General features: G+C 66.7%; 21 protein-coding genes. 6 read left to right on the top strand and 15 right to left on the bottom strand.

Translation table 11 applies throughout. The annotated features are described in order from the left end of the window. Positions 1-84 precede the first annotated feature (84 nt). The 4 genes from ACWPV3_RS02695 to ACWPV3_RS02680 form a co-directional block, all read right to left on the bottom strand. Positions 85-288 carry a YgaP family membrane protein gene (locus ACWPV3_RS02695; protein WP_292227078.1) on the bottom strand — a complete coding sequence of 68 codons (204 nt, stop codon included), beginning with the start codon at positions 286-288 and terminating at the stop codon, positions 85-87. A gap of 13 nt (positions 289-301) precedes the next feature. Then, positions 302-748 (bottom strand): thioredoxin domain-containing protein, encoded by a 447-nt coding sequence (locus tag ACWPV3_RS02690; protein ID WP_292227076.1) that lies wholly within the window; start codon positions 746-748, stop codon positions 302-304. Positions 749-751: 3 nt separating this feature from the next. After that, complete coding sequence (locus ACWPV3_RS02685; protein WP_453976741.1) at positions 752-1,834, bottom strand: NAD(P)/FAD-dependent oxidoreductase; 1,083 nt, start codon at positions 1,832-1,834, stop codon at positions 752-754. A gap of 226 nt (positions 1,835-2,060) precedes the next feature. Then, a complete protein-coding gene (locus ACWPV3_RS02680; RefSeq protein ID WP_453976740.1) occupies positions 2,061-3,380 on the bottom strand; it encodes an MFS transporter in 1,320 nt (439 codons plus the stop codon). 72 nt (positions 3,381-3,452) lie between these two features. Here ACWPV3_RS02680 and ACWPV3_RS02675 point away from each other — a divergent pair, with 72 nt between their 5' ends. Beyond that, a complete protein-coding gene (locus ACWPV3_RS02675) occupies positions 3,453-3,728 on the top strand; it encodes a metal-sensing transcriptional repressor (protein WP_292227072.1) in 276 nt (91 codons plus the stop codon). A gap of 7 nt (positions 3,729-3,735) precedes the next feature. Further along, entirely contained in the window at positions 3,736-4,452 is a 717-nt protein-coding gene (locus tag ACWPV3_RS02670) for a nickel/cobalt efflux transporter (RefSeq protein ID WP_453976739.1), read from the top strand. 146 nt (positions 4,453-4,598) lie between these two features. On the opposite strand, the gene istB is transcribed toward ACWPV3_RS02670, so the two are convergent. Next, positions 4,599-5,327 (bottom strand): IS21-like element helper ATPase IstB, encoded by a 729-nt coding sequence (istB, locus tag ACWPV3_RS02665; RefSeq protein ID WP_128115569.1) that lies wholly within the window; start codon positions 5,325-5,327, stop codon positions 4,599-4,601. Beyond that, positions 5,314-6,825 carry an IS21 family transposase gene (istA, locus tag ACWPV3_RS02660; RefSeq protein WP_374036561.1) on the bottom strand — a complete coding sequence of 504 codons (1,512 nt, stop codon included), beginning with the start codon at positions 6,823-6,825 and terminating at the stop codon, positions 5,314-5,316. The genes istB and istA overlap by 14 nt, the downstream gene beginning before the upstream one ends. A gap of 148 nt (positions 6,826-6,973) precedes the next feature. On the opposite strand from istA, the gene ACWPV3_RS02655 reads away from it, so the two are divergent. Then, complete coding sequence (locus ACWPV3_RS02655) at positions 6,974-7,195, top strand: hypothetical protein (RefSeq protein WP_219352876.1); 222 nt, start codon at positions 6,974-6,976, stop codon at positions 7,193-7,195. Here the strand turns inward: ACWPV3_RS02655 and ACWPV3_RS02650 are convergent. Then, entirely contained in the window at positions 7,192-8,721 is a 1,530-nt protein-coding gene (locus ACWPV3_RS02650; protein WP_219352877.1) for a Fic family protein, read from the bottom strand. The two genes, ACWPV3_RS02655 and ACWPV3_RS02650, sit on opposite strands and share 4 nt — an antisense overlap. 218 nt (positions 8,722-8,939) lie before the next feature. Here ACWPV3_RS02650 and ACWPV3_RS02645 point away from each other — a divergent pair, with 218 nt between their 5' ends. Further along, positions 8,940-9,809, top strand: a complete 870-nt coding sequence (locus ACWPV3_RS02645; RefSeq protein ID WP_219352878.1) for a restriction endonuclease — start codon at positions 8,940-8,942, stop codon at positions 9,807-9,809. A gap of 166 nt (positions 9,810-9,975) precedes the next feature. Here ACWPV3_RS02645 and ACWPV3_RS02640 read toward each other — a convergent pair whose 3' ends face one another. Further along, positions 9,976-11,265 (bottom strand): tyrosine-type recombinase/integrase, encoded by a 1,290-nt coding sequence (locus ACWPV3_RS02640; RefSeq protein WP_219352879.1) that lies wholly within the window; start codon positions 11,263-11,265, stop codon positions 9,976-9,978. 337 nt (positions 11,266-11,602) lie between these two features. On the opposite strand from ACWPV3_RS02640, the gene ACWPV3_RS02635 reads away from it, so the two are divergent. After that, positions 11,603-12,367: a M48 family metallopeptidase gene (locus tag ACWPV3_RS02635; RefSeq protein WP_453976738.1), complete on the top strand. Its 765-nt coding sequence runs from the start codon at positions 11,603-11,605 to the stop codon at positions 12,365-12,367. Here the strand turns inward: ACWPV3_RS02635 and ACWPV3_RS02630 are convergent, their stop codons facing one another. From ACWPV3_RS02630 to ccmA, 6 genes are read right to left on the bottom strand one after another with little or no spacing between them, the layout of a single operon-like run. Then, positions 12,368-12,646: a hypothetical protein gene (locus tag ACWPV3_RS02630; protein WP_453976737.1), complete on the bottom strand. Its 279-nt coding sequence runs from the start codon at positions 12,644-12,646 to the stop codon at positions 12,368-12,370. It abuts the gene before it with no gap. Between the two features lie 45 nt (positions 12,647-12,691). Beyond that, entirely contained in the window at positions 12,692-13,252 is a 561-nt protein-coding gene (locus ACWPV3_RS02625) for a DsbE family thiol:disulfide interchange protein (RefSeq protein WP_453976736.1), read from the bottom strand. Beyond that, a complete protein-coding gene (gene ccmD, locus ACWPV3_RS02620; protein WP_453976735.1) occupies positions 13,249-13,464 on the bottom strand; it encodes a heme exporter protein CcmD in 216 nt (71 codons plus the stop codon). The genes ACWPV3_RS02625 and ccmD overlap by 4 nt, the downstream gene beginning before the upstream one ends. A 4-nt stretch (positions 13,465-13,468) precedes the next feature. Further along, a complete protein-coding gene (locus ACWPV3_RS02615; protein ID WP_453976734.1) occupies positions 13,469-14,188 on the bottom strand; it encodes a heme ABC transporter permease in 720 nt (239 codons plus the stop codon). A gap of 39 nt (positions 14,189-14,227) precedes the next feature. After that, positions 14,228-14,923 carry a heme exporter protein CcmB gene (ccmB, locus tag ACWPV3_RS02610; RefSeq protein WP_453976733.1) on the bottom strand — a complete coding sequence of 232 codons (696 nt, stop codon included), beginning with the start codon at positions 14,921-14,923 and terminating at the stop codon, positions 14,228-14,230. After that, complete coding sequence (gene ccmA, locus ACWPV3_RS02605) at positions 14,920-15,543, bottom strand: heme ABC exporter ATP-binding protein CcmA (RefSeq protein ID WP_453976732.1); 624 nt, start codon at positions 15,541-15,543, stop codon at positions 14,920-14,922. The genes ccmB and ccmA overlap by 4 nt, the downstream gene beginning before the upstream one ends. Before the next feature lie 372 nt (positions 15,544-15,915). Between ccmA and acnA the strand changes: the two genes are divergently transcribed. Then, positions 15,916-18,642 carry an aconitate hydratase AcnA gene (gene acnA, locus ACWPV3_RS02600; protein WP_453976731.1) on the top strand — a complete coding sequence of 909 codons (2,727 nt, stop codon included), beginning with the start codon at positions 15,916-15,918 and terminating at the stop codon, positions 18,640-18,642. A 118-nt stretch (positions 18,643-18,760) separates the two neighbouring features. Here acnA and ACWPV3_RS02595 read toward each other — a convergent pair whose 3' ends face one another. Next, positions 18,761-19,660 (bottom strand): hydrogen peroxide-inducible genes activator, encoded by a 900-nt coding sequence (locus tag ACWPV3_RS02595; protein ID WP_453976730.1) that lies wholly within the window; start codon positions 19,658-19,660, stop codon positions 18,761-18,763. Positions 19,661-19,706: the final 46 nt, after the last annotated feature.

Below are 19,706 nucleotides of genomic sequence, written 5' to 3'. Positions count from 1 at the left end.
AGGCGACGTTCGGCACATCGAACGGATAGCCCCTGTCCTTGAAGGGTGGTTACACAGGGTCTTTGTAAGCGCTTAAGACCGAACTTAGCGGAAGGCTGCTCCGGTCCTGACGCCGAACCTTTTGAACAGCATCGCCGCGGGACAGAAGCCGGTGAAAGCAGCCTGGAGCGCATTCAGGCCGGCGAAGATCGTCAGCGCGATCCACCAGGGATTCACGAAATGCGCCAAGGCGACACTTGCCAGGATAACACAGCCAAGGAAGGCGAATACGGCACGGTCTAAGGTCATGGTCGGTCTCCGGTCAGGCCTCGCGCGCTGGGCCAAGCGCCTGGCGTGTCCAGGCGACGATCTTTGGGGTGCTCAGCAGCCCGGCGCTCCGGGCGATAATCTTCGTGTCGCGAAAGAGCAGCAGCGCCGGAATGCCTGAGATGCCGAGGGCTGCCGCAGCCTGCGGCTCGGCCTCGGAGTTGAGTTTCAGCAGCCGGACGTCCGGCTCCAGGAGGCTCGCTGCGGCTGCGAAGTTGGGAGCCATGGCGCGGCAGGGGCCGCACCACGGCGCCCAGACATCGACCAGCACCGCCGCGCCCTTGGTGGACGCGCGATGGACGCCCAGCGCCCTGGTGTCGACATCGACCGGACGTCCTGTGAACAGCCGCTCGCCGCAGCGACCGCATTTGGCCGCCAGCGGGTCCTTGCCGTCTGGCGCGCGATTGACCGCGCGACAGACCGGGCAGACGAACTGGCCCATGGGTCAGGCCTTGATCTTGCGCAGGCCCATCATCTCCAGGGCCAGCTTCTCGTAGAAGGGCTCGGTCTCGCCGCGCCTGATCTTGCCCAAGAAGTATTTTTCGAACCCGACCTTGGCGAGGTGGACCCATTTTCCGCTCGCCGACCAGTTGACGTTGCGGGGCGGAATCTGGGGCTGGGCGACGAAGGCCACGCCGCCGTCGCCGAAGTCGGCGAGGCAGAAGGCGTTCCAGGTGGCCTCGTGCGTCGGGGGTTTGCCATCGAGGATCTCGGTCATGTTGTGGGCGATGGCGGTGACCATGCTCTCGATCATGAAGCCGGTCTTCGGGACCCCGACCGGCACCGGGGTCTTGCCGGTCGGCGCTATGGCCACGCACACTCCGAGGCCGAAGACGTTCGGATAGGTCGGATTGCGCTGGTGCTTGTCGATGACGATGAAGCCGCGCGGATTGGTCAGGCCTTCGACCCCCCTTACAGCGGCGACGCCGCGGAACGCCGGCAGCATCATCGAATAGGCAAACGGCAGGTCATGGGTCTGTTTGACCGCGCCATCGTCGGCGATCTCCTCGACATGCATCAGACCAGCCTCAACGGACGTGACCCTGGCATTGGTGACCCATTTGATGTGGCGATTGCGCATCTCGCTTTCGAGCAGACCCTTGGTGTCGCCGACGCCGTCAAGGCCGAGGTGGCCGACGTAGGGTTCGGACGTGACGAAGGTCATCGGCACCCGGTCGCGGATCTTGCGGCGTCTGAGCTCCGTGTCGAGGATCATCGCGAACTCGTAGGCCGGGCCGAAGCAGGAGGCGCCCTGCACGGCGCCGACGACGATCGGACCCGGGTTCAGGACGAAGGCGTCGAAGGCCGTCCCCGCCGCCTCGGCGTGATCCACATGACAGACCGACTGGGTAAAGCCGCCATGCGGTCCCAGGCCCGCGATCTCGTCGAAGGCCAGTTCGGGACCCGTGGCGATGACCAGATAGTCGTAGTCGACGACGGCTCCGTCGTTCAGCTCGATCTGGTTGAGCGCGGGCGAGACCCGTTTGGCGCCGACGCCCTTAAAGGCGATGTCCCGCTTGGCGAACACAGGCGGTAAATGGACCTCGATGGCGTCTCGTTTTCGCCACTGCACCGCGACCCAGGGGTTTGAGAGTCGGGTGTGATCACCGCCGCCTTCGGGGGGCATCACGGCTGGTTCTGGCGCAATCGCAGCGGAGAGACGGTGACGATCACGCTCCAGACATCCGGCGACTACGAGAGCGTCGATTTCGTCGATTGATCAGGTCACCCGGAGTGTTGCCTGGGACCCAGCCTCAATCCTTCGTCTTCGGCCAGCGTGGATGACGCTCGTCGATGACGAAGGGGTGGCTATGAGCGGCCTCGCCGGATTGGACGTTGAGGTGTGGATCGTCGCTGGGCATGGCGTCGTGACGATGCGGCAGGTCGGCCGGGTCATTGGCGGGCCAGACCAGAAAGCCGAGGACCGTGCCCGTGGCGCACAGGGCCGCCAGAACCAGGAAGGCCGCGCTGGGGTCCGCCGCGGCGCTGACCAACCCCGCCACCGGATAAGCGATCAGCCAGGCGGCGTGGGACAGGGCGAACTGCGCTGCGAACAAGGCCGGACGGTCTTGGGCGTTCGATGACCGGCGCAGGGCACGTCCCGCCGGCGTCAAGGTGAGGGAGTAGCCCACGCCCATGACGGCCCAAAGAACCAGCAGGGCGACATAGCTGGTCGCCAGCACCGATCCTGCGAGCAGAACGATGGTCATGAGGGCCGCGCCCCACAGCATGGCAGTGCGGTCGGCGATCCGGTCCAGCAGGCGAGGCAGGGCGACCGCCGCCACCATCGAGCCGGCGCCGAACGCCGCCAGGGCCCAGGCGGCGGCCTGACCGGACATGGCGAAGCGCGACTGCACCAGAACCACGGTGTTGACGAAGACCATGGTCCCGCCGGCGGCCTCGGCGAGGCTGATGGCGATCAGACCGCGCAGACGGGGCGTCAGGGCGAACAGGCGAACACCGCCGGTAAGCCTCTGCAGGAAGGGCTTCTGGACCGCCTGGGTCAGGACCGGCAGGGCGGCGCTGACGACGAACAGGGCCGAGATCACGAACCCCAGGGCGGTGCCGGCGAACAGGTTGTTGTAACTCATGAATGCCAGCAGGACGGCCGCGAGCATCGGGCTGGCCACGCTCTCCAGGTCGGCCGCGAGGCGCGAGAGCGACAGGGCCTTGGTGTATTCGGCCTCGTCCGGGAGCAGGTCCGGGATCATCGCCTGGAACGCTGGGGTGAAGGCGGCGGATGCGACATAGAGCACCGTCATCAGGGCGTAGACCTGCCAGGCCTCGCCCACGAACGGCAGGGCTCCCGCGACGCAGGCGCGGACGACGTCCAGCGAGACCAGCAGCGCCTTGCGGGGCAGCCGGGCCGCCAGCGCGCTCGCGAACGGCGCGACGCCGATATAGGCGATCATCTTGATGGCGAGGGCCATGCCGAGCACCTCGCCGGCATTGGCCCCGGCCAGATCATGGGCCAGCAAACCCAGAGCCACCGTCGCCATGCCGGTGCCGAGCAGGGCGGCGACTTGGGCGATGAACAGATGCCGGTAACCGGCGTGACCGAGTGGCGAGAACATCGAGGCGTATCCAGTGCGGGAGTCATTCAGGCGAGGCTGGTCATATCCCCTCCAGGGGGATAGCATGGTGTCATGGCTCACGTCGTCCACGAATCCCACCCTGAGATCGTCAATCGGCTGAAGCGCGCCGAGGGGCATCTTCGCAAGACCATCGCCATGATCGAGGGCGGCCGAACGTGTCTGGATCTCGCCCAGCAGCTTCACGCGATCGAGAAGGCCGTGGCGGCGGCCAAGAAGACCCTGATCCACGACCACATCGACCATTGCCTCGCCCATGCGGCGGAGGGCGACCCGGCCGAGGCCCGCCAGGCCATGGCCGAGTTCAAAGACATCACCAAATACCTGTGAGACGCCGATGACCCCGTTTGCAGACCTGCTGTCGCAGGGCTCGGCCCACGCCTGGCTGTTCATTCCCTCGGCCCTGTTGCTGGGAGCCTTGCACGGGCTGGAGCCCGGCCACTCCAAGACGATGATGGCGGCCTTCATCGTTGCGGTGCGCGGTACGGTCTGGCAGGCGATCTTGCTGGGTTTGTCGGCGACTCTGTCCCATACGGCTATCGTCTGGGCCATCGCCCTGACCGGGCTCTACTTCGGCCAGTTCTTCGACATCGAAGCCTCGGAGGGCTGGTTCCAACTGGCCTCGGCCGTGATCATCCTCGGTGTCGCCGCATGGATGCTCTTCGCCACATGGCGCGAGCAGAACGCCGTCCACAGCGAGCATGACCACGACCATGACCATGACCATGACGAGACGCGCTGGATCGACACCGGCCATGGCGTCGTCAGCCTGAGTATCTTCGAGGACGGCGTGCCCCCACGGTTCCGGTTCGCGCCAGAAAAAGGGCCGGTTCCGAGGGGCGACGACGTCACCGTCGCGACCACCCGGGCTGATGGCTCTGTTCAGATATTCGGCTTCGAGGCTCGCGATGGTTATCTCGAGTCGGCTGACGTCATTCCCGAACCCCACGCCTTCACGGCGCGGCTGGTTCTGGGCCACGACAATCACACTCATGACTTCGACGTCGAGTTCTTCGACCATGATCACGAGCATGGTCTGTCAATCGGCGTCTAAAAGGGACCCCCTATCGGCGTGCAATAGGGACCCCCTTTTGGGGTTCGTGATGGACGTCACGAGCGCACCGCTTGCGAGGGTTGGGGCGTAGGGAGGGCGTAGCCCGACCGGAGGCTCAACCCTCGCTTGGCGTTCTTTTGGTGGGGTCAGCTGCGGTGCTTGAAGCGCCAGCTGTCGTTGCCGGTCTCGACGATGTCGCAGTGGTGGGTGATGCGGTCGAGCAGGGCCGTCGTCATCTTGGGATCGCCGAACACGGTCGGCCATTCGCCGAAGGCGAGGTTGGTCGTGACGATCACCGAGGTCCGTTCGTAGAGCTTGCTGATCAGGTGGAACAGCAACTGGCCGCCGGAGCGTGCGAACGGCAGGTAGCCGAGCTCGTCGAGGACCACGACGTCGAGGCGGCAGAGGTGAGCAGCCAGCGCACCGGCCTTGCCCAGGCGGGTCTCCTCCTCGAGGCGGTTCACCAGGTCGACGGTGTTGAAGTAGCGGCCACGCGCCCCGGCGCGCACGACGTTGGTGATGATGGCGGTGGCCAGGTGGGTCTTGCCCGTGCCTGTCCCGCCGACCAGCACGATGTTGCGCCGGTTCGCCAGGAAGGCGCCGCTGTGCAGCGAGCGCACCAGCCCCTCGTTGATCGGCGTGTCGTCGAACACGAAGGCGTCCAGGTCCTTCACGGCCGGCAGCTTGGCTGCCGCCATCCGGTACCGGATGGAAGCCGCATGCCGGTGGGTCGTCTCGGCGCGGAGCAGGTCGGCGAGGATCTCCATGGTCGTGCGCTTGCGCTGCAGGCCGGTGGTGACCGCCTCGTCGAAGGCGCCGGCCATGCCCTTGAGGCCCAGGCCGGTCAGGGCCGCCATCATCTCATGCCGCTGCATGCAGGCCTCGCAGACTGTCGTAGCGGTCGCAGTCCGCCTGAGGCGGATGCCGCAGGGCAAGGTCATCCGACGTGACGATGCTCAGCGGCCGGGGCGGTTCGCGTCGGCGCGCCAGGATGTTGAGGATGACGTCGTCGCTCACGGTCCCGGCAGCGAGCGCCTCGCGCGCGGCGGCCTCGACCGGCTCCAGGCCGTCTTCCAGCACAGCCGCCAGAACCCGCACGAACCGGCGATCGGCTTCGTCACCCGCACCCAGCTTGCGCCTCAGGCGCGCCAGGGCGGGCGGTAGCTCCCAGTCCTGGAACGGCGCGCCATTGCGCAGGGCGCCGGGCTTGGTCGCCAGCACCGGCAGGTAATGCCATGGGTCATACAGGGTGCGGTCTCGACCGAAGAACCGGCGATGGTCGGCGACGACCTCACCCTCGCAACGCACGACGATCCGGTCGGCATAGGCGCGGACCTGCACCGTACGGCGTCCCGCTCTAGCCATCACCGAGTAGCGGTTGCGGTCGAAGCTGATCAGGCAGGTCCCGGTCACCGCGTGCTCGCTCTCGTGGAAGCCGTCGAACGGGCCCAGCATGGGCTGCAGCGCCGGGCGCTCGGCGGCCAGGGCCTGGGCGACCGTCAGCTCCTTCTGCTCGGGATGCTGGCGCAGCTCGCCCCAGCGACGGCATTCGGCCTCCAGCCAGCCGTTCAACTCCTCCAGGCTGGTGAAGCGCAGGCGCGGCTGGAAGAACCGTCCCCGCGCCGTCTGGACCTGGTGCTCGACCTGGCCCTTCTCCCAGCCCGCCGCCGGCGAGCAAGCCGTCGGCTCCACCATGTAGTGGCTCGCCATGACCAGGAAGCGCCGGTTGAACAGCCGGTCCTTGCCCGTGAACACAGTCGTCACCGCCGTCTTCATGTTGTCGTAGATCCCGCGCGTCGGCACCCCGCCGAAGAAGGCGAACGCCCGCGCATGCGCGTCGAACAGCATCTCCTGGGTCTCGCGCGGGTAGGCCCGAACATAGATCGCGCGTGACGCGCACAGTCGCATGTGCGCCACCTTCACCCGCATCGGCTTGCCCGCGATCTCCACGTCCTCGTGGCTCCAGTCGAACTGGTAGGCTTCGCCCGGCCTGAACATCAGCGGGATGAACGACGGTGCATCCGCCACGCCCCGGCGTCGCTTCAGCCGCCACCCCGCCGCGTAGCGCCGGACCGCGTCATACGACCCGTCGAACCCCTCGCGCACCAGTAGGTCATGGACCCGCGTCATCCGCAGCTTCTCGCGCCGCGGCCGCGCCTCGTCCTCTTCCAGCAGTTCATCGAGCCTGGCCTGGAACGGCCCCAGCCTTGGCAACGGCTGCACCGCCCGCCGATAGGCGAACTCCGCATCCGGCTCCCGGATCGCCTTGCGAACCACCTTGCGCGACAATCGAAGGTCACGCGCGATCGCTTTGATCGCCTTGCCGGACGCAAACTCGCGCCGGATCCTCAACACCGTCTCCAACACCAACATCCCGAACTCGCCGCCTGACATCCGCCAAGCCGCCACCGTTAGACCTCAGGAATGAGGGGTCCTTATTCGACGCCGATCACACCGCTAACGGGGTCCCTTTTCCACGCCGATCCACATCCGAGAGTTCGCTTTCTTCATCGCCGGATTGATGAACACCCTGGCGGCGGAAGAACTCACCTTCGGTACCTTCAATCCCGGTGCCTATATGGCCATCGACGACCTGCGACTGTCCGCCGTCGTCGATCCGGGCGCCAAGCCTTCCATCCTGCGCGCCGGGCGGCGAGCCGGGCCGGCTCCAGATCGGGAAATGGTCATGCAGGGCGATCAGTCCGCCCTGACGCGCTCCTCTCCGGCTCGTCGTCGGGACTAGGCGGCGGTAATCGCCGCGTGGCCCAGGTGAGCGGCCAGGAAGTCCGTGAACGGGCCGATGTCGCCAAAGGTGCTCGCGGCTTCCAGAGCGGCCATGTAGTCAGCCCTCGATTGTTTGGGAATGACTGTCCAGGGGTAGCCCCCAGCCGCCATCATCACGTTCATCAGGAAGCGACCGGTCCGGCCATTACCGTCGAAATACGGGTGGATGTAGACATAGATGAAATGGCCCAGGACGATGCGCACCGCCGGGTCCGGCTCATCCGTCAACAGGGTGAAGAATGCCGGCATGGCGTCACGCACCGCGTCCGCGTTCAGGGGGACGTGTCGAGAGCCCTTGAGATAGACGGGTCCGTTTCGATAACCGGCCAGATTCTCGGGCCGCAATAATCCCGCGACGATCTTCGGGGCGAACATTTCCCGGTACCAGCGTTGATGGTCCCTGTCCGCGACAGCCCCGGGGTTGGCGCCGCCAATGACCTCGCGCACGCTTTCGCGGACCGCTTGGAACGCTTGCCAATACCCTCGGGCCGCCAGGGCATCCTCCATCCGGCGGTCGTCCGGATCGGCCTGGGGCGTCCACTGACCCGAGCGTACCCGTTCGATAAGTTCCGGGCTGACGGTGTAGCCCTCGATCGAAAGCGAGTGATAGGCGTCCGTCACATAGAGTCCGTCGACCTCGGCGAGATAGGCGTCGACGTCATTGACCCGCGAGGCCGGTTGCGGGAACCGTCCGATGACGGCTTCGCGCATCTGCGCCCACATCGTGCGGATACGATGCACATAGGGCGATCGGTCCCGTTGATAGGGGATGCGGGCGCGCTCCCGGAAAGGATCCGTCTCGCGGACCTCATAGCCGGCGGTTCGCATCGTCTCCAGAATGTCCTGCGCCTCACGATCTCGACCGATGTTGCGAAAGGCCCCGGCGAGGCGGCCGGCGACGACGCTGTGGCCTCCCGCCAGAAGTCGGGCCAGAAGTTCGGAGGCGTCGCCCAGAGTGGAAAGAACGGTGCGTGCTTCAAGAGGGTTCTGCTCGAAGAAGACGGCTTGAGCGAGGATCAGGGCGGCCGCGGGTCGGTAGAGCCGGAGACCTTGCCATTCGAGCATGTCGGCGGCGTCGGGGAGAGCGGCCCTGGTCTCGAACAGGGACGTCCCGTGCAGGAAGGCTGTGGGTTGATTGTTCGCAGCAGGCGATCGCACCAGGAGTTGGGCGGGAGCCACGGTATCGCCGGCCTGGAGCCTGAGGGACTGCTCCGGGCTGAGGATCCAGTCCGAACCGAAGCGGCCCTCAAGATAGTCCCGGTAGAAACCCCAGAAGGCGGCGTACCAGCTCGTGGTGTCGCCCGGACGTTCGCCGGGGTGGCTCGCGACGTACCAGCCCTTGATGACGGGTTGCAGAAACCGGTTCTTGAGCAGTACCTCCCGTGTCGATCGCGTCAGGTCGGCGGACGGTATGGCGACCTGACCGCGCTCCTGGAGCGTTCTCAGGGTTTCTAGGGCCGCAGCCAGCTTTTCGTTCGGCGTCATACAGGACTCTTTTCAGCCGCTTGGATCTCGTCCCGCCCAGTACGTGAGCGAGTTTATCGTGACGTACCTATGATAGTTTATCGTGCCGTTCGTACCATAGTTTTTCGTGCTGTGCGTTATTTAGTATTTTGCGCCAATCGGATATGACTCTCGTACGGCGGTCTTTGCATGAATTACAAAAACCAACTCAACCTGCCGTCTCATCCCAGGTACTTCGCATGACGATTCTGACAGGCCTCGAGATGAAGATGGCGCTCGAACTGTTCGAGTCCGGCGGGCACGTACTCGACTTCACCAACGCCACATACGCCGCGTTCTTCCGCTCGGAAGTCGGGATCGACATCTACGACGACGCCTATGCGATCTATGGGACATCGAAGGGCAAGCGCCTGAGAGCCTTCCTGGAAAAGGCGCAGCCGGCAGGCATACGGAAGATACTGGTGTCGCTGTGGGGCTATCGGCAGATGACGTTGCGGATCAGCGGTGAGGCTGATCCGTTGATCGATTTTGGGACGGACCTGTCGGCCTTGATCGTGCGGCTTGGCGGTAAGCCGTTGACCCTGTCCCCAGTGCCGACACACCCGGCATCGGAGGCAGAGGATGCCGTTGATCATGCCGCACTGATGACGAGCCTCCGCGAGATAATGACTCTGGCCCCCCATCCCCGTGGCTTCGCTTTCGAAAAATTCCTGAAAGGCATGTTCGACGCCTGGCGGCTCGATGCGCGCAAGGCGTTCAAGATCATCGGTGAACAGATCGACGGTAGCTTTCAACTTGGTGACGCCACCGTGCTGCTCGAAGCCAAATGGCAGAACCACCCCGTCGACCTGATCACCCTGCAAGGCTTTCAGGGCCGGTTGGAGGACCGGCCCATATGGACGCGGGGCCTTTTCATCAGCTACGGCGGGTTTTCCGTCGAGGCGCTTCAGCGTTTCCAGACCAGGCGAGTCGTCTTGATGGACGGCCTGGACATTCATGACCTTCTCGACAGGAAGCTTTCGCTCAAGGACGTGATCAACGCCAAGAGCCGCCGGGCGTCCGAAACGGGTCAAGGTTATGTCCCGGTTCGAGACCTGTTCCCAAGCTGAGCGTGTAGGTCGGCGATCTGCCTCAGCCCGCATGATAACTGCCAAGGACGAGTTGGTTTGGTGTTTGGCGTGTTGGAACACCCTGGGTGTCCAAAAAGCACCCTCGATCAAACTGGCTCAGCTACACTGTCGGACCGATACCGCAGTTAGGTGGTCGCCCCCGACTTCAGATTTTGGGACTGAATCGCTCACCAATCCGCTCCGCAAGGGCCCGAACCGGATCATCGCTTAGATGGGCATACCGTTCAGTGGCGCGACTGTTGGCGTGTCCCAGCGCCTTGCCGATCATCGGGAGACTGGCGCCGTCGGCCAGGGCGAAGCTTGCGAAACTGTGGCGCAGGTCGTGGATGCGGACGCCTTCCAGCTTGGCTTTGGGGAGCACCTTATCGCGCCAGATCTTGGACTCGGAGGTCGCGTATCCGTTGTCGCCCTTGGTGGCCGGGAAGACGAACTGGCTTCGACCGCGGGTCTTGTAGAGGCGCTGCAGGATTCCGAAGGCCATGTCGTTGAGCGAGATCCGACGATCCCCAGTGCGACCGCCGGCCTTGGTGCGGCTCGGCGGCAGCACGAGCCGGCGCCGGTCGAAATCGACCTCCGTCCAGCGCAGGCCTGCGATTTCGTTGCGCCGCGCGCCCGTCAGAAGCAGAAGCCGATAGACCGCGCCCTGCCGTTCGGAGATCGTCGCATCCGCCTCCAGGGCGTCGAGAGCGGCGATCAGGTCCTGGGCCTGGGCCTCTGACAGGAAGCGTTCGACCGCCGGTCGGAGCTTTCGTTCGACCTTGGCGCACGGGTTAGGGCCGGCGAAATGGCCCTTGTCGATCGCCCAGTTGAAGGTCGCCCGCAGGGTGGAATAGGTGCGGTCAGCGATGCCTGCTCCGCCCTTAACGATGGATCGACCACGAAGTTTGGTCTTCACATCCTTGGCGGTCTTCCCGGCCGTGATCGATCGGATCATCCCGGTGATGTGGTCGCGGGTGACCGTATCAAGCGCCATCTTGCCAAGCAGGGGCACGACATGGCGCTCGAGGTTCGTCCGGTCCATGGCCCATGACGAATCCCGTTTGGTCGGTTTGTCGTCCGGTCCCTTGTCCAGATACAGCTCGACCAGGCCTTTGACGGTGAGACCCTCGATGCGCCTGCGGGCTTCGCCGGGATCGATGCCGCGCCGCGCATCGACCACCACCGCCGCCGCCTCCTTGCGAGCCCGATCCGCCGTGAGCTTGTCCGGCCCATCCCCATGCTCGCCGAGCGTCAGCCAGCGCTGGATCCCGCGGACCCGATACTTGATGGCGAACATCCTTCGGACAGACTTGGCGGCATGGCCCTGTCGGGTTTCCGTCCCAGGATAGATTCGGAGGCAGAAGCCTGCGATCTCGCTGTCCCAGATCCGACCCTCGCCGGTCTCTGGAACGGGCACGCTCTCAACCACGCGCTTGGTGAGTTTTTGCTTCGTCATGGCGATAGAAATATACGCTCATTTCCGAGCCACCGCTACCACTCCGCTACCAACTCAAGTGAAAACGGCCGAAACGCTCCGCAACCGGATAAACAAGAAACTCTATGCAAAACAACGTACAAAGCTGATTTTCGGAACGTCCTGAAAAGCCCGGAAATGCTGATCCTCAACATTGCCAAGGTTGGGGTCGGGCGTTCGAATCGCCTCGCCCGCTCCATGTCGAGACCACAAAACGGCCCGCCGGGAACGGCGGGCCGTTTGTCGTTCCGGGCGATGAAACTCGACCGCCGCTGCGAGATTTGCTTGGCTGCGCGTCATCGCTTCAGGAGGTCTTTTCGTGATCCGTCTTTCCCGTCTTGCTTCGGCCCGCATCGTCCTGGCGCTGGGCGTCTCTGCGGCGGTTCTGTCGGCCTGCGCCTACAACGAAGCCTTGGGCCGCAGCCAGTTCCTGATCGTCGACAACGCCGCCCTGTCGCAGCAATCGACCGCCGCCTGGCGCGAGGCGATCGCCAAGCCGGGCGTCATCACCACCGGCGCCCAGGTGCAGCGCATCCGCAGCGTCGGCGACAAGCTGGTGCAGGCGGCCGGCCTGGGCGGTCGGCCCTGGGAATACGCCGTCTTCACCAACAACAGCCCCAACGCCTTCGTTTTGCCGTCGGGTCAGATCGGGGTGACGACCAGCCTGTTGGCCCTGGTTCAGAACGACGATCAGCTGGCCAGCGTGATCGGCCATGAGATCGGCCATGTCGTCGCCAATCACGCCGCCGAACGGGCGTCCAGCCAGACGGCGACCAGCATCGGCCTGGCGGCGGTCGGGGGCGCGGCCGGGCGTTATGGCGACGCGGTGAACGCCTATGGCGGGCTGGCGGCGCAGTACGGTCTGTTGCTGCCCTATTCGCGGCGGGACGAGTTGGAGGCCGATCGGCTGGGCGTCGACTATATGCAGGCGGCCTGGTTCAGGCCGTCGCAGGCCGTGGCCCTGTGGCGGCTGATGGCGGCGCAGCGTCAGACCCAGACGCCGCAGTTCGCCTCGACCCATCCGTCGGATGCGACGCGGATCGAGATGTTGCAGCAGTATATCGCCAGTCGGGGCTGGAACTGATCAGACGCGGATGTCGAGGTAGGAGCCGGGACGAAGGATTCTCGGCTCCTCGCGCGCGGGCGGGGCGGCGGGCGCCTGGACCGGCCGGCCGGGCGTGGCGGTGCGAATGGCGGACATGACGGCGGCGGCTGGCGCCGGGGCCGGGGCCGGGGCGGACTGAGGAGCGGCGGTCTGGTTCAGGGCGGCGCGGAAGAAGGCCGCCTGGGCGTTGCGCGCGCTGGGCAGATCGAGGCCCTGGGCGGGCGTGTTCAACGGCAGGCCGGGGCGAATCGCGCTCATGCCGACATGGTTAACGCAATCCCTCGAAAAAGGGTTAACGCCGCCTCAGCGGGCGGTCGGCGCCGGACGGGCGGGGGCCTGCATGGAGGCGACCAGCCGGTCGATGTCGGCGTCGTCCAGCAGCGGGCCGGACTGTTTGGCGGTGATGCGGCCCATCGCATCGACGGCGAAGGTTTCGGGCACGCCGGAAATGCCCAGGTCCAGGCCCGCCCGGCCCTCGCGGTCCACCAGCACCATGGAATAGGGATCGCCCATCTCGTCCAGGAAGGCGCGGGTCGCGACCGGCTCGTCCTTGTAGGCGACGCCGACGACGGCGACGCCGCGCGCCTTCAGCGCTAGCAGTTTGGGGTGTTCGACCCGGCACGGCGCGCACCAGGAGGCGAAGACGTTGACCAGCATGGGCCGACCGACCCCGGCGGTCTTGAGGTCCAGATTGCCCGGTCCCGCCTGATCGCCCGACAGCAGGGGCAGGACGGTCTCGGGGATGGTCTGGCCGACCAGGGCGTCGGGCTTGAAGGCCGGATCGCGCTTCAGCGACCAGCCGACGAACAGGGCCGCCAGCGCCGCCAGCACGGCGAGGGGCAGGAGCGCCAGCCAGCGGCTCACGGGCGAAGCCCGTTTTCTTTTGGCGCTACCGCGCTTCGCGCTACTTGAGCGCCGTCTGCCTCCCTATCGGCCGTCTCAAGTCTGGCCAGTTCGCGCTTCCATTTGCGGGCGGCGGCGAAGGCGCGGACGGTCAGGGCCGTCAGGACCAGGGCGCTGATCCCCCAGGCGGGCCAGACGAAGGCGGCGTAGGGGGTCATGTCGAGGTCGAGCATGGCTTCAGGCCTCCTGAGCCAGACGGGCGCGCAGGGTCATGACGCGGCGGCGGCGGATTTCGGTGCGGATCGCCGTCAGCCACAGGGCCAGGAACAGCACCCCATAGGCCGCCAGCATGGTCAGGAAGGGCGGTAGATAGACGGGGTCCAGCCCGGACGATCCGGGGGTCAGGAAGCTGGCGGGCTGATGCAGGGTGTTCCACCAGTCGACCGAGAATTTCACGATCGGCAGATTGATCAGCCCGACCAGACCCAGGACGGCGGCGGCGCGCCCGGCCTTCTGCTCGTCGTCGATGGAGGCCCTCAGCGCCATATAGCCGAGATAGAAGAGGAACAGCACCAAGACGCTGGTCAGGCGCGCGTCCCACACCCACCAGGTCCCCCACATCGGCTGGCCCCACAGCGAGCCGGTGATCAGGGCCAGGGCCGTGAAGGCCGCGCCCGGCAAGGCGGCGGCGCGGGCGGCGGCGTCGGCCAAGGCGTGGCGGAAGACGAGGGCGAAGAAGCTGGAGACGCCCAGCGCCGCATAGGCGCCCAGTCCCCAGGTGGCGGCGGGGACATGGACGAACATGATCCGCACCGTGTCGCCCTGTTGGTAATCGGCCGGAACGGTGAAGCTGAGCCAGGCGCCGACGCCCAGCAGCACGGCGGCGAGCCCCCACAGCACGGGCGTCAACGGGCCGGTGAAGGCCATGAAGCGCTGCGGATTGGACAGGCCGAACATCGGTTCAGCGCTTACGCGGCGAAGGGGCGGCGGGCAAGCTCACCCTTGCGCGTTGCGAACGGCGGCGGCGCCCGCCAGAGGCGTGACCACGGCGGCGAACAGGACATAGGCGCAAAGGAAGGCCAGGGCCGGGGCGGCGGGCTGGCCCGAGGCGGCCCGCTCCAGGGCGCCCGCGCCGAACACGACCGGCGGGATGAACAGCGGCAGGACCACCACGGCGATCAGCAGGCCGCCGCGTCGCGCGCCCAGCGCCAGGGCCGCGCCCAGCGTCCCGGTCAGGGCGAAGCCGGCGGCGCCGATCAGGGCCGAAACGGCGGTCAGGGGCGCCAGCGCAGGCGGCAGGCCCAGGGCCAGGGCTGCGACCGGCGCGGTCAGGGCCAGCGGCAGGCCGACGGCGATCCATTGCGCCAGGGCCTTGATCAGGACGACCGATTCCAGCGGCAGATGGCCCAGGGCCAGAATATCCAGCGCCCCGTCGTCCAGGTCCCGCTCGAACAACCGCTCCAGCGACAGCAGCGAGGCCAGGGCCAGGGCCAGCCAGGCGATCCCGCCAGCGACCGGACCGAGGGTGCGTGGATCGCCGCCGACCGCCAAGGGCAGCACCGCCGTCAGACAGGCGAAGAAGCCGCAGGCCAGGAGCGGACCTCCGCCGCCGTTCCAGGCCAGGTCCAGTTCGCGCTCCAACAGGACGCGGGTCGCGCCGCGCAGGCCGGGCGGACGTCGCGGGCCGCTCATGCCCGGCCTCCCAGGTCCAGGGTGCGCGAGGTCAGGGGCAGGGGGTCGTGGACGGCGGCGACGATCAGGCCGTCGGCGTCCAGATGGCGGCGCATCTGGTCGGCGAAGGCGTCCCGCCAGCGGGCGTCCAGCGGGGCCATCGGTTCGTCCAGCAGCCAAAGGGCGCGCGGCGAGCCGACCAGCCGCCCCATGGCCAGGCGACGGCGCTGGCCCGCCGACAGGCGGCGCACCTCCAGGTCCAGAAGCGGCGTCAGGCCGAAGGTCTCGACCGCCTGGTCGAACCCGTGCGGCGTGTGGCCAAGCCAGTCGCACTGAAAGCCCAATTCCTCGCGCGCCGTTCGCCCGGTCTTCAACCCGTCCTGATGGCCCAGGAAGTGGGTCTCGCGCCCGCGCGCCACCCGGTCGTCCAACGGATTGCCGTCGCCGTCCTGAAAGACGACCGTCCCCGCGTCCGGCCGCAACAGACCGGCGATGGCGCGCAGCAGACTGGTCTTGCCCGCCCCGTTGGCGCCTGTCAGGGTCAGCAATTCTCCCGCCTTCAGCGTCAGATCCAGGCCGTGGAACAGCCGGCGCTCGCCACGCGAGACGCTCAGGCCGGAAAGGGCGAGGGTGTGGATCATGCGTAATTCGCCCTCCCCGCGCCGGGGAGGGTGGCTGAGCCGTAAGGCGAAGCCGGGTGGGGAGGGCGCCGCGCCACATCACCGATCTGCTTTGCTCTAGGTCGTGCGTCCCTGTCGGGCCGCCCCCACCCGGTCGCTGCGCGACCACCCTCCCCGGAACGGGGAGGGAGATTCATCAGCGCAAATCTGCGAACCCTTCTCAATGTCCCTGTCGGGGGTGTGGACACATGGACGGTGCGGTTCGGCGGAGCTATAGGCACGGTCGCCGCAGCAGGCTTTCGCCGCGCGCGCAGGGGCCCTGTGAGCCGCTGCGTCTGTCGCGCGAAGGCGCAACCGGATTTTCGGGCGGCGCTGACCAGAGGAAAACTCTCCATGCCGTCGATCGACAGCCTCAATACCCGCCAGGACCTTTCCGTCGGGCGTAAGAAATACGCCTATTACAGCCTTCCCGCCGCCGAGGAAGCCGGGCTTGCCGGGATTTCCCGCCTGCCGCGCTCGATGAAGGTGCTGCTGGAGAACCTGCTGCGCAACGAAGACGGCGTCTCCGTCACCGAGGACGACCTGAAGGCCGTCGCCGCCTGGATCGAGAACAAGGGCTCGGTCGAGCACGAGATCGCCTTCCGTCCGGCCCGCGTCCTGATGCAGGACTTCACCGGCGTGCCCGCCGTGGTCGATCTGGCCGCCATGCGCGACGCCATGTCGGCCCTGGGCGCCGACGCCGCCAAGATCAACCCGCTGGTGCCGGTCGATCTGGTCATCGACCACTCGGTCATGGTCGACAACTTCGGCACGCCGAAAGCCTTCGGCCAGAACGTGGAACGCGAATATGAGCGCAACATCGAGCGCTACAACTTCCTGCGCTGGGGTTCGTCGGCCTTCAACAACTTCCGCGTCGTGCCCCCCGGCACCGGCATCTGCCACCAGGTCAACCTGGAGAACCTGGCCCAGACCGTCTGGACGCTGGAAGAGGGCAAGAAGACCGTCGCCTATCCCGACACCGTCGTCGGCACCGACAGCCACACCACCATGATCAACGGCCTGGCCGTCCTGGGCTGGGGCGTCGGCGGCATCGAGGCCGAGGCCGCCATGCTGGGCCAGCCGATCCCCATGCTGATCCCCGAGGTCATCGGCTTCAAGCTGACCGGCCGTCTGCCGGAAGGCGCCACCGCCACCGACCTGGTCCTGACCGTCACCCAGATGCTGCGCAAGAAGGGCGTGGTCGGCAAGTTCGTCGAGTTCTTCGGCGACGCCCTGCCGAACATGACCATCGAAGACCAGGCGACCATCGCCAACATGGCCCCGGAATACGGCGCCACCTGCGGCTTCTTCCCCGTCTCGGCCGCCACCATCGGCTATCTGACCGCCACGGGCCGCGACAAGGCGCGCGTCGCCCTGGTCGAGGCCTACGCCAAGGCCCAGGGCCTGTGGATCGACGAGACGAGCGAAGACCCGGTCTTCACCGACGTGCTGGAACTGGACATCTCGACCGTCGTGCCGTCGCTGGCGGGTCCGAAGCGTCCGCAGGACCGCGTCGAACTGACCTCCGCCGCCCCGGCTTTCGAAACCGCCCTGGTCGAGACCTTCGGCCGTCCGTCCGACGCCCCGCGCGCCGATGTCGAGGGTGAGAAGTTCTCGGTCGGCGACGGCGACGTGGTGATCGCGGCCATCACCTCCTGCACCAACACCTCCAACCCGTCGGTGCTGATCGCCGCCGGTCTGGTGGCGCGCAAGGCCAACGCCCTGGGTCTGAAGGCCAAGCCGTGGGTCAAGACCTCGCTGGCCCCCGGTTCGCAGGTCGTCACCGACTATCTGACCGACGCCGGCCTGCAGAAGGATCTGGACGCCCTGGGCTTCAACCTGGTCGGCTATGGCTGCACCACCTGCATCGGCAACTCGGGTCCGCTGGATCCGGCGATCTCCAAGGCGATCAACGACAACGCCCTGGTCGCGACCAGCGTCCTGTCGGGCAACCGCAACTTCGAAGGCCGGGTGAACCCCGACGTCCAGGCCAACTATCTTGCCTCGCCGCCGCTGGTCGTGGCCTACGCCATCGCCGGTTCGATGCGGATCGACATCACCAAGGATCCGATCGGCCAGGACAAGAAGGGCAACGACGTCTTCCTGAAGGACATCTGGCCCACCAGCCAGGAGATCGCCGACATCCAGAAGAAGTCGGTCACGCCGGCCATGTTCGCCAAACGCTACAAGGACGTGTTCAAGGGCGACAAGCACTGGCAGGCCATCAAGGTCGCCGGCGGTCAGACCTATCAGTGGGACGACAAGTCGACCTATGTCGCCAACCCGCCCTATTTCGAGGGCCTGTCGATGGAGCCGGCGCCGGTGGAGGACATCGTGGAGGCGCGCGTCCTGGCCATCTTCGGCGACTCGATCACCACCGACCACATCTCGCCGGCCGGTTCGATCAAGAAGACCTCGCCCGCAGGCGTCTATCTGACCAACCACGGCGTCGAGCCGGCCGAGTTCAACAGCTACGGCGCCCGTCGCGGCAACCACGAAGTCATGATGCGCGGCACCTTCGCCAACATCCGCATCAAGAACAAGATCACGCCCGAGATCGAAGGCGGCGTGACCAAGCACTTCCCGTCGGGCGACACCATGTCGATCTATGACGCGGCCATGCGGTATCAGTCGGAAGGCCGTCCGCTGGTCGTCTTCGCCGGCAAGGAATACGGCACCGGCTCGTCGCGCGACTGGGCGGCCAAGGGCACCAACCTGTTGGGCGTGCGCGCCGTCATCGCCGAAAGCTTCGAGCGCATCCACCGTTCGAACCTGGTCGGTATGGGCGTGGTGCCGCTGCAGTTCAAGCAGGACGGCTGGCTGAAGCTTGGCCTGACGGGCGAGGAGATCGTCACGATCCGCGGCCTGTCGGACGCCAACATCGGCAAGCTGAAGCCGCGTCAGGACCTGTGGGTCGAGCTGTTCCGTCCGTCCGACGGCAAGATGGCCCGCTTCCCGGTCCGTTGCCGCATCGATAACCAGACCGAGCTGGACTATCTGCGCGCCGGCGGCGTCATGCCCTATGTGCTGCGCAATCTGGCGCGGGGCCCGGAAACCGAAGCGCCGATCGCCGCCGAATAGGTCCGCGGTTCGCCGAGACACGAAAAGAGGGCCGGCGGAGCGATCCGCCGGCCCTTTTGTCTTTCAGCCTTTCGTCGCGTTGTGCAGGCCCGGACGGCGGGCGCGGCGGGCTTTGCGGTCAGTCCAGCGTCAGCGCCTCGGCCAGAAGTCGGGCCTCGGCGGCGCGGCTGGAGCCGGATCGCCAGGCGACGACGATTTCGCGATGGGGCGGGGCGCCGTCGGCCTGGTTCTCGAAGGCGCGGATGGCGACGGAGGGATTGTCGGCGAGGCCCGCCTGGACCGCCATCTTGGGCAGGAAGCTGACGCCCAGGCCCGAGCCGACCATCTGGACCAGGGTGTGCAGGCTGGTGGCGGCGAAGACGTCGTCGCCGCGCGGCGCCTCGATGTCCAGGGCCGCCAGCGCATGGTCGCGCAGGCAATGGCCGTCTTCCAGCAGGATCAGATCCTGCGCCTTCAGCGAGCCGGGCCGGATGGGGCCGGGGGCGGCCAGGGCGTGGTCGTGGGGCGCGGCGGCCATGATTTCGTCGTCGCCGATGCGGGCGTGTTCGATCCCTTGCGCCTCATAGGGCAGGGCGATGACGGCGGCGTCGATCTGACCGGCCTTCAGCGCCGCGGTCAGCCGGGGCGTCAGGTCCTCGCGGATGAACAGCTTCAGATTCGGATAGGCGGCCTTCACCGACGGCAGTTTGGCGGGCAGCAGGAAGGGGGCGACGGTGGGGATGACGCCCAGCCGGAACCGACCGGACAGCAGGCGGCCGGCGTTCTTGGCGGCCTCGACCAGATCCTCGGTCCGGGCCAGCACGTCCTCGGCCCGGCGCACGGCCTCGGCGCCCACAGCGGTCATGATGACAGCGCCGCGCGTGCGTTCCACGACCGGGGCGCCCAGGATGCGCTCCAGCTCCTGCACCCCGGCGCTGAGGGCGGGCTGGCTGACGTGGGCGGCCTCTGCGGCGCGCGAGAAGCTGCCGTGTTCGGCCAGGAGCTTGAGATACTGAAGCTGTCGCAGGGTGGGAAGCATGGGCGACACATAGGTTCGATCTATGATGAAATCAAAGACAATCGAT

The sequence above is a fragment of the Brevundimonas sp. Marseille-Q4549 genome (assembly GCF_976940555.1).
This window is presented reverse-complemented; position numbering and strand designations above follow the sequence as displayed.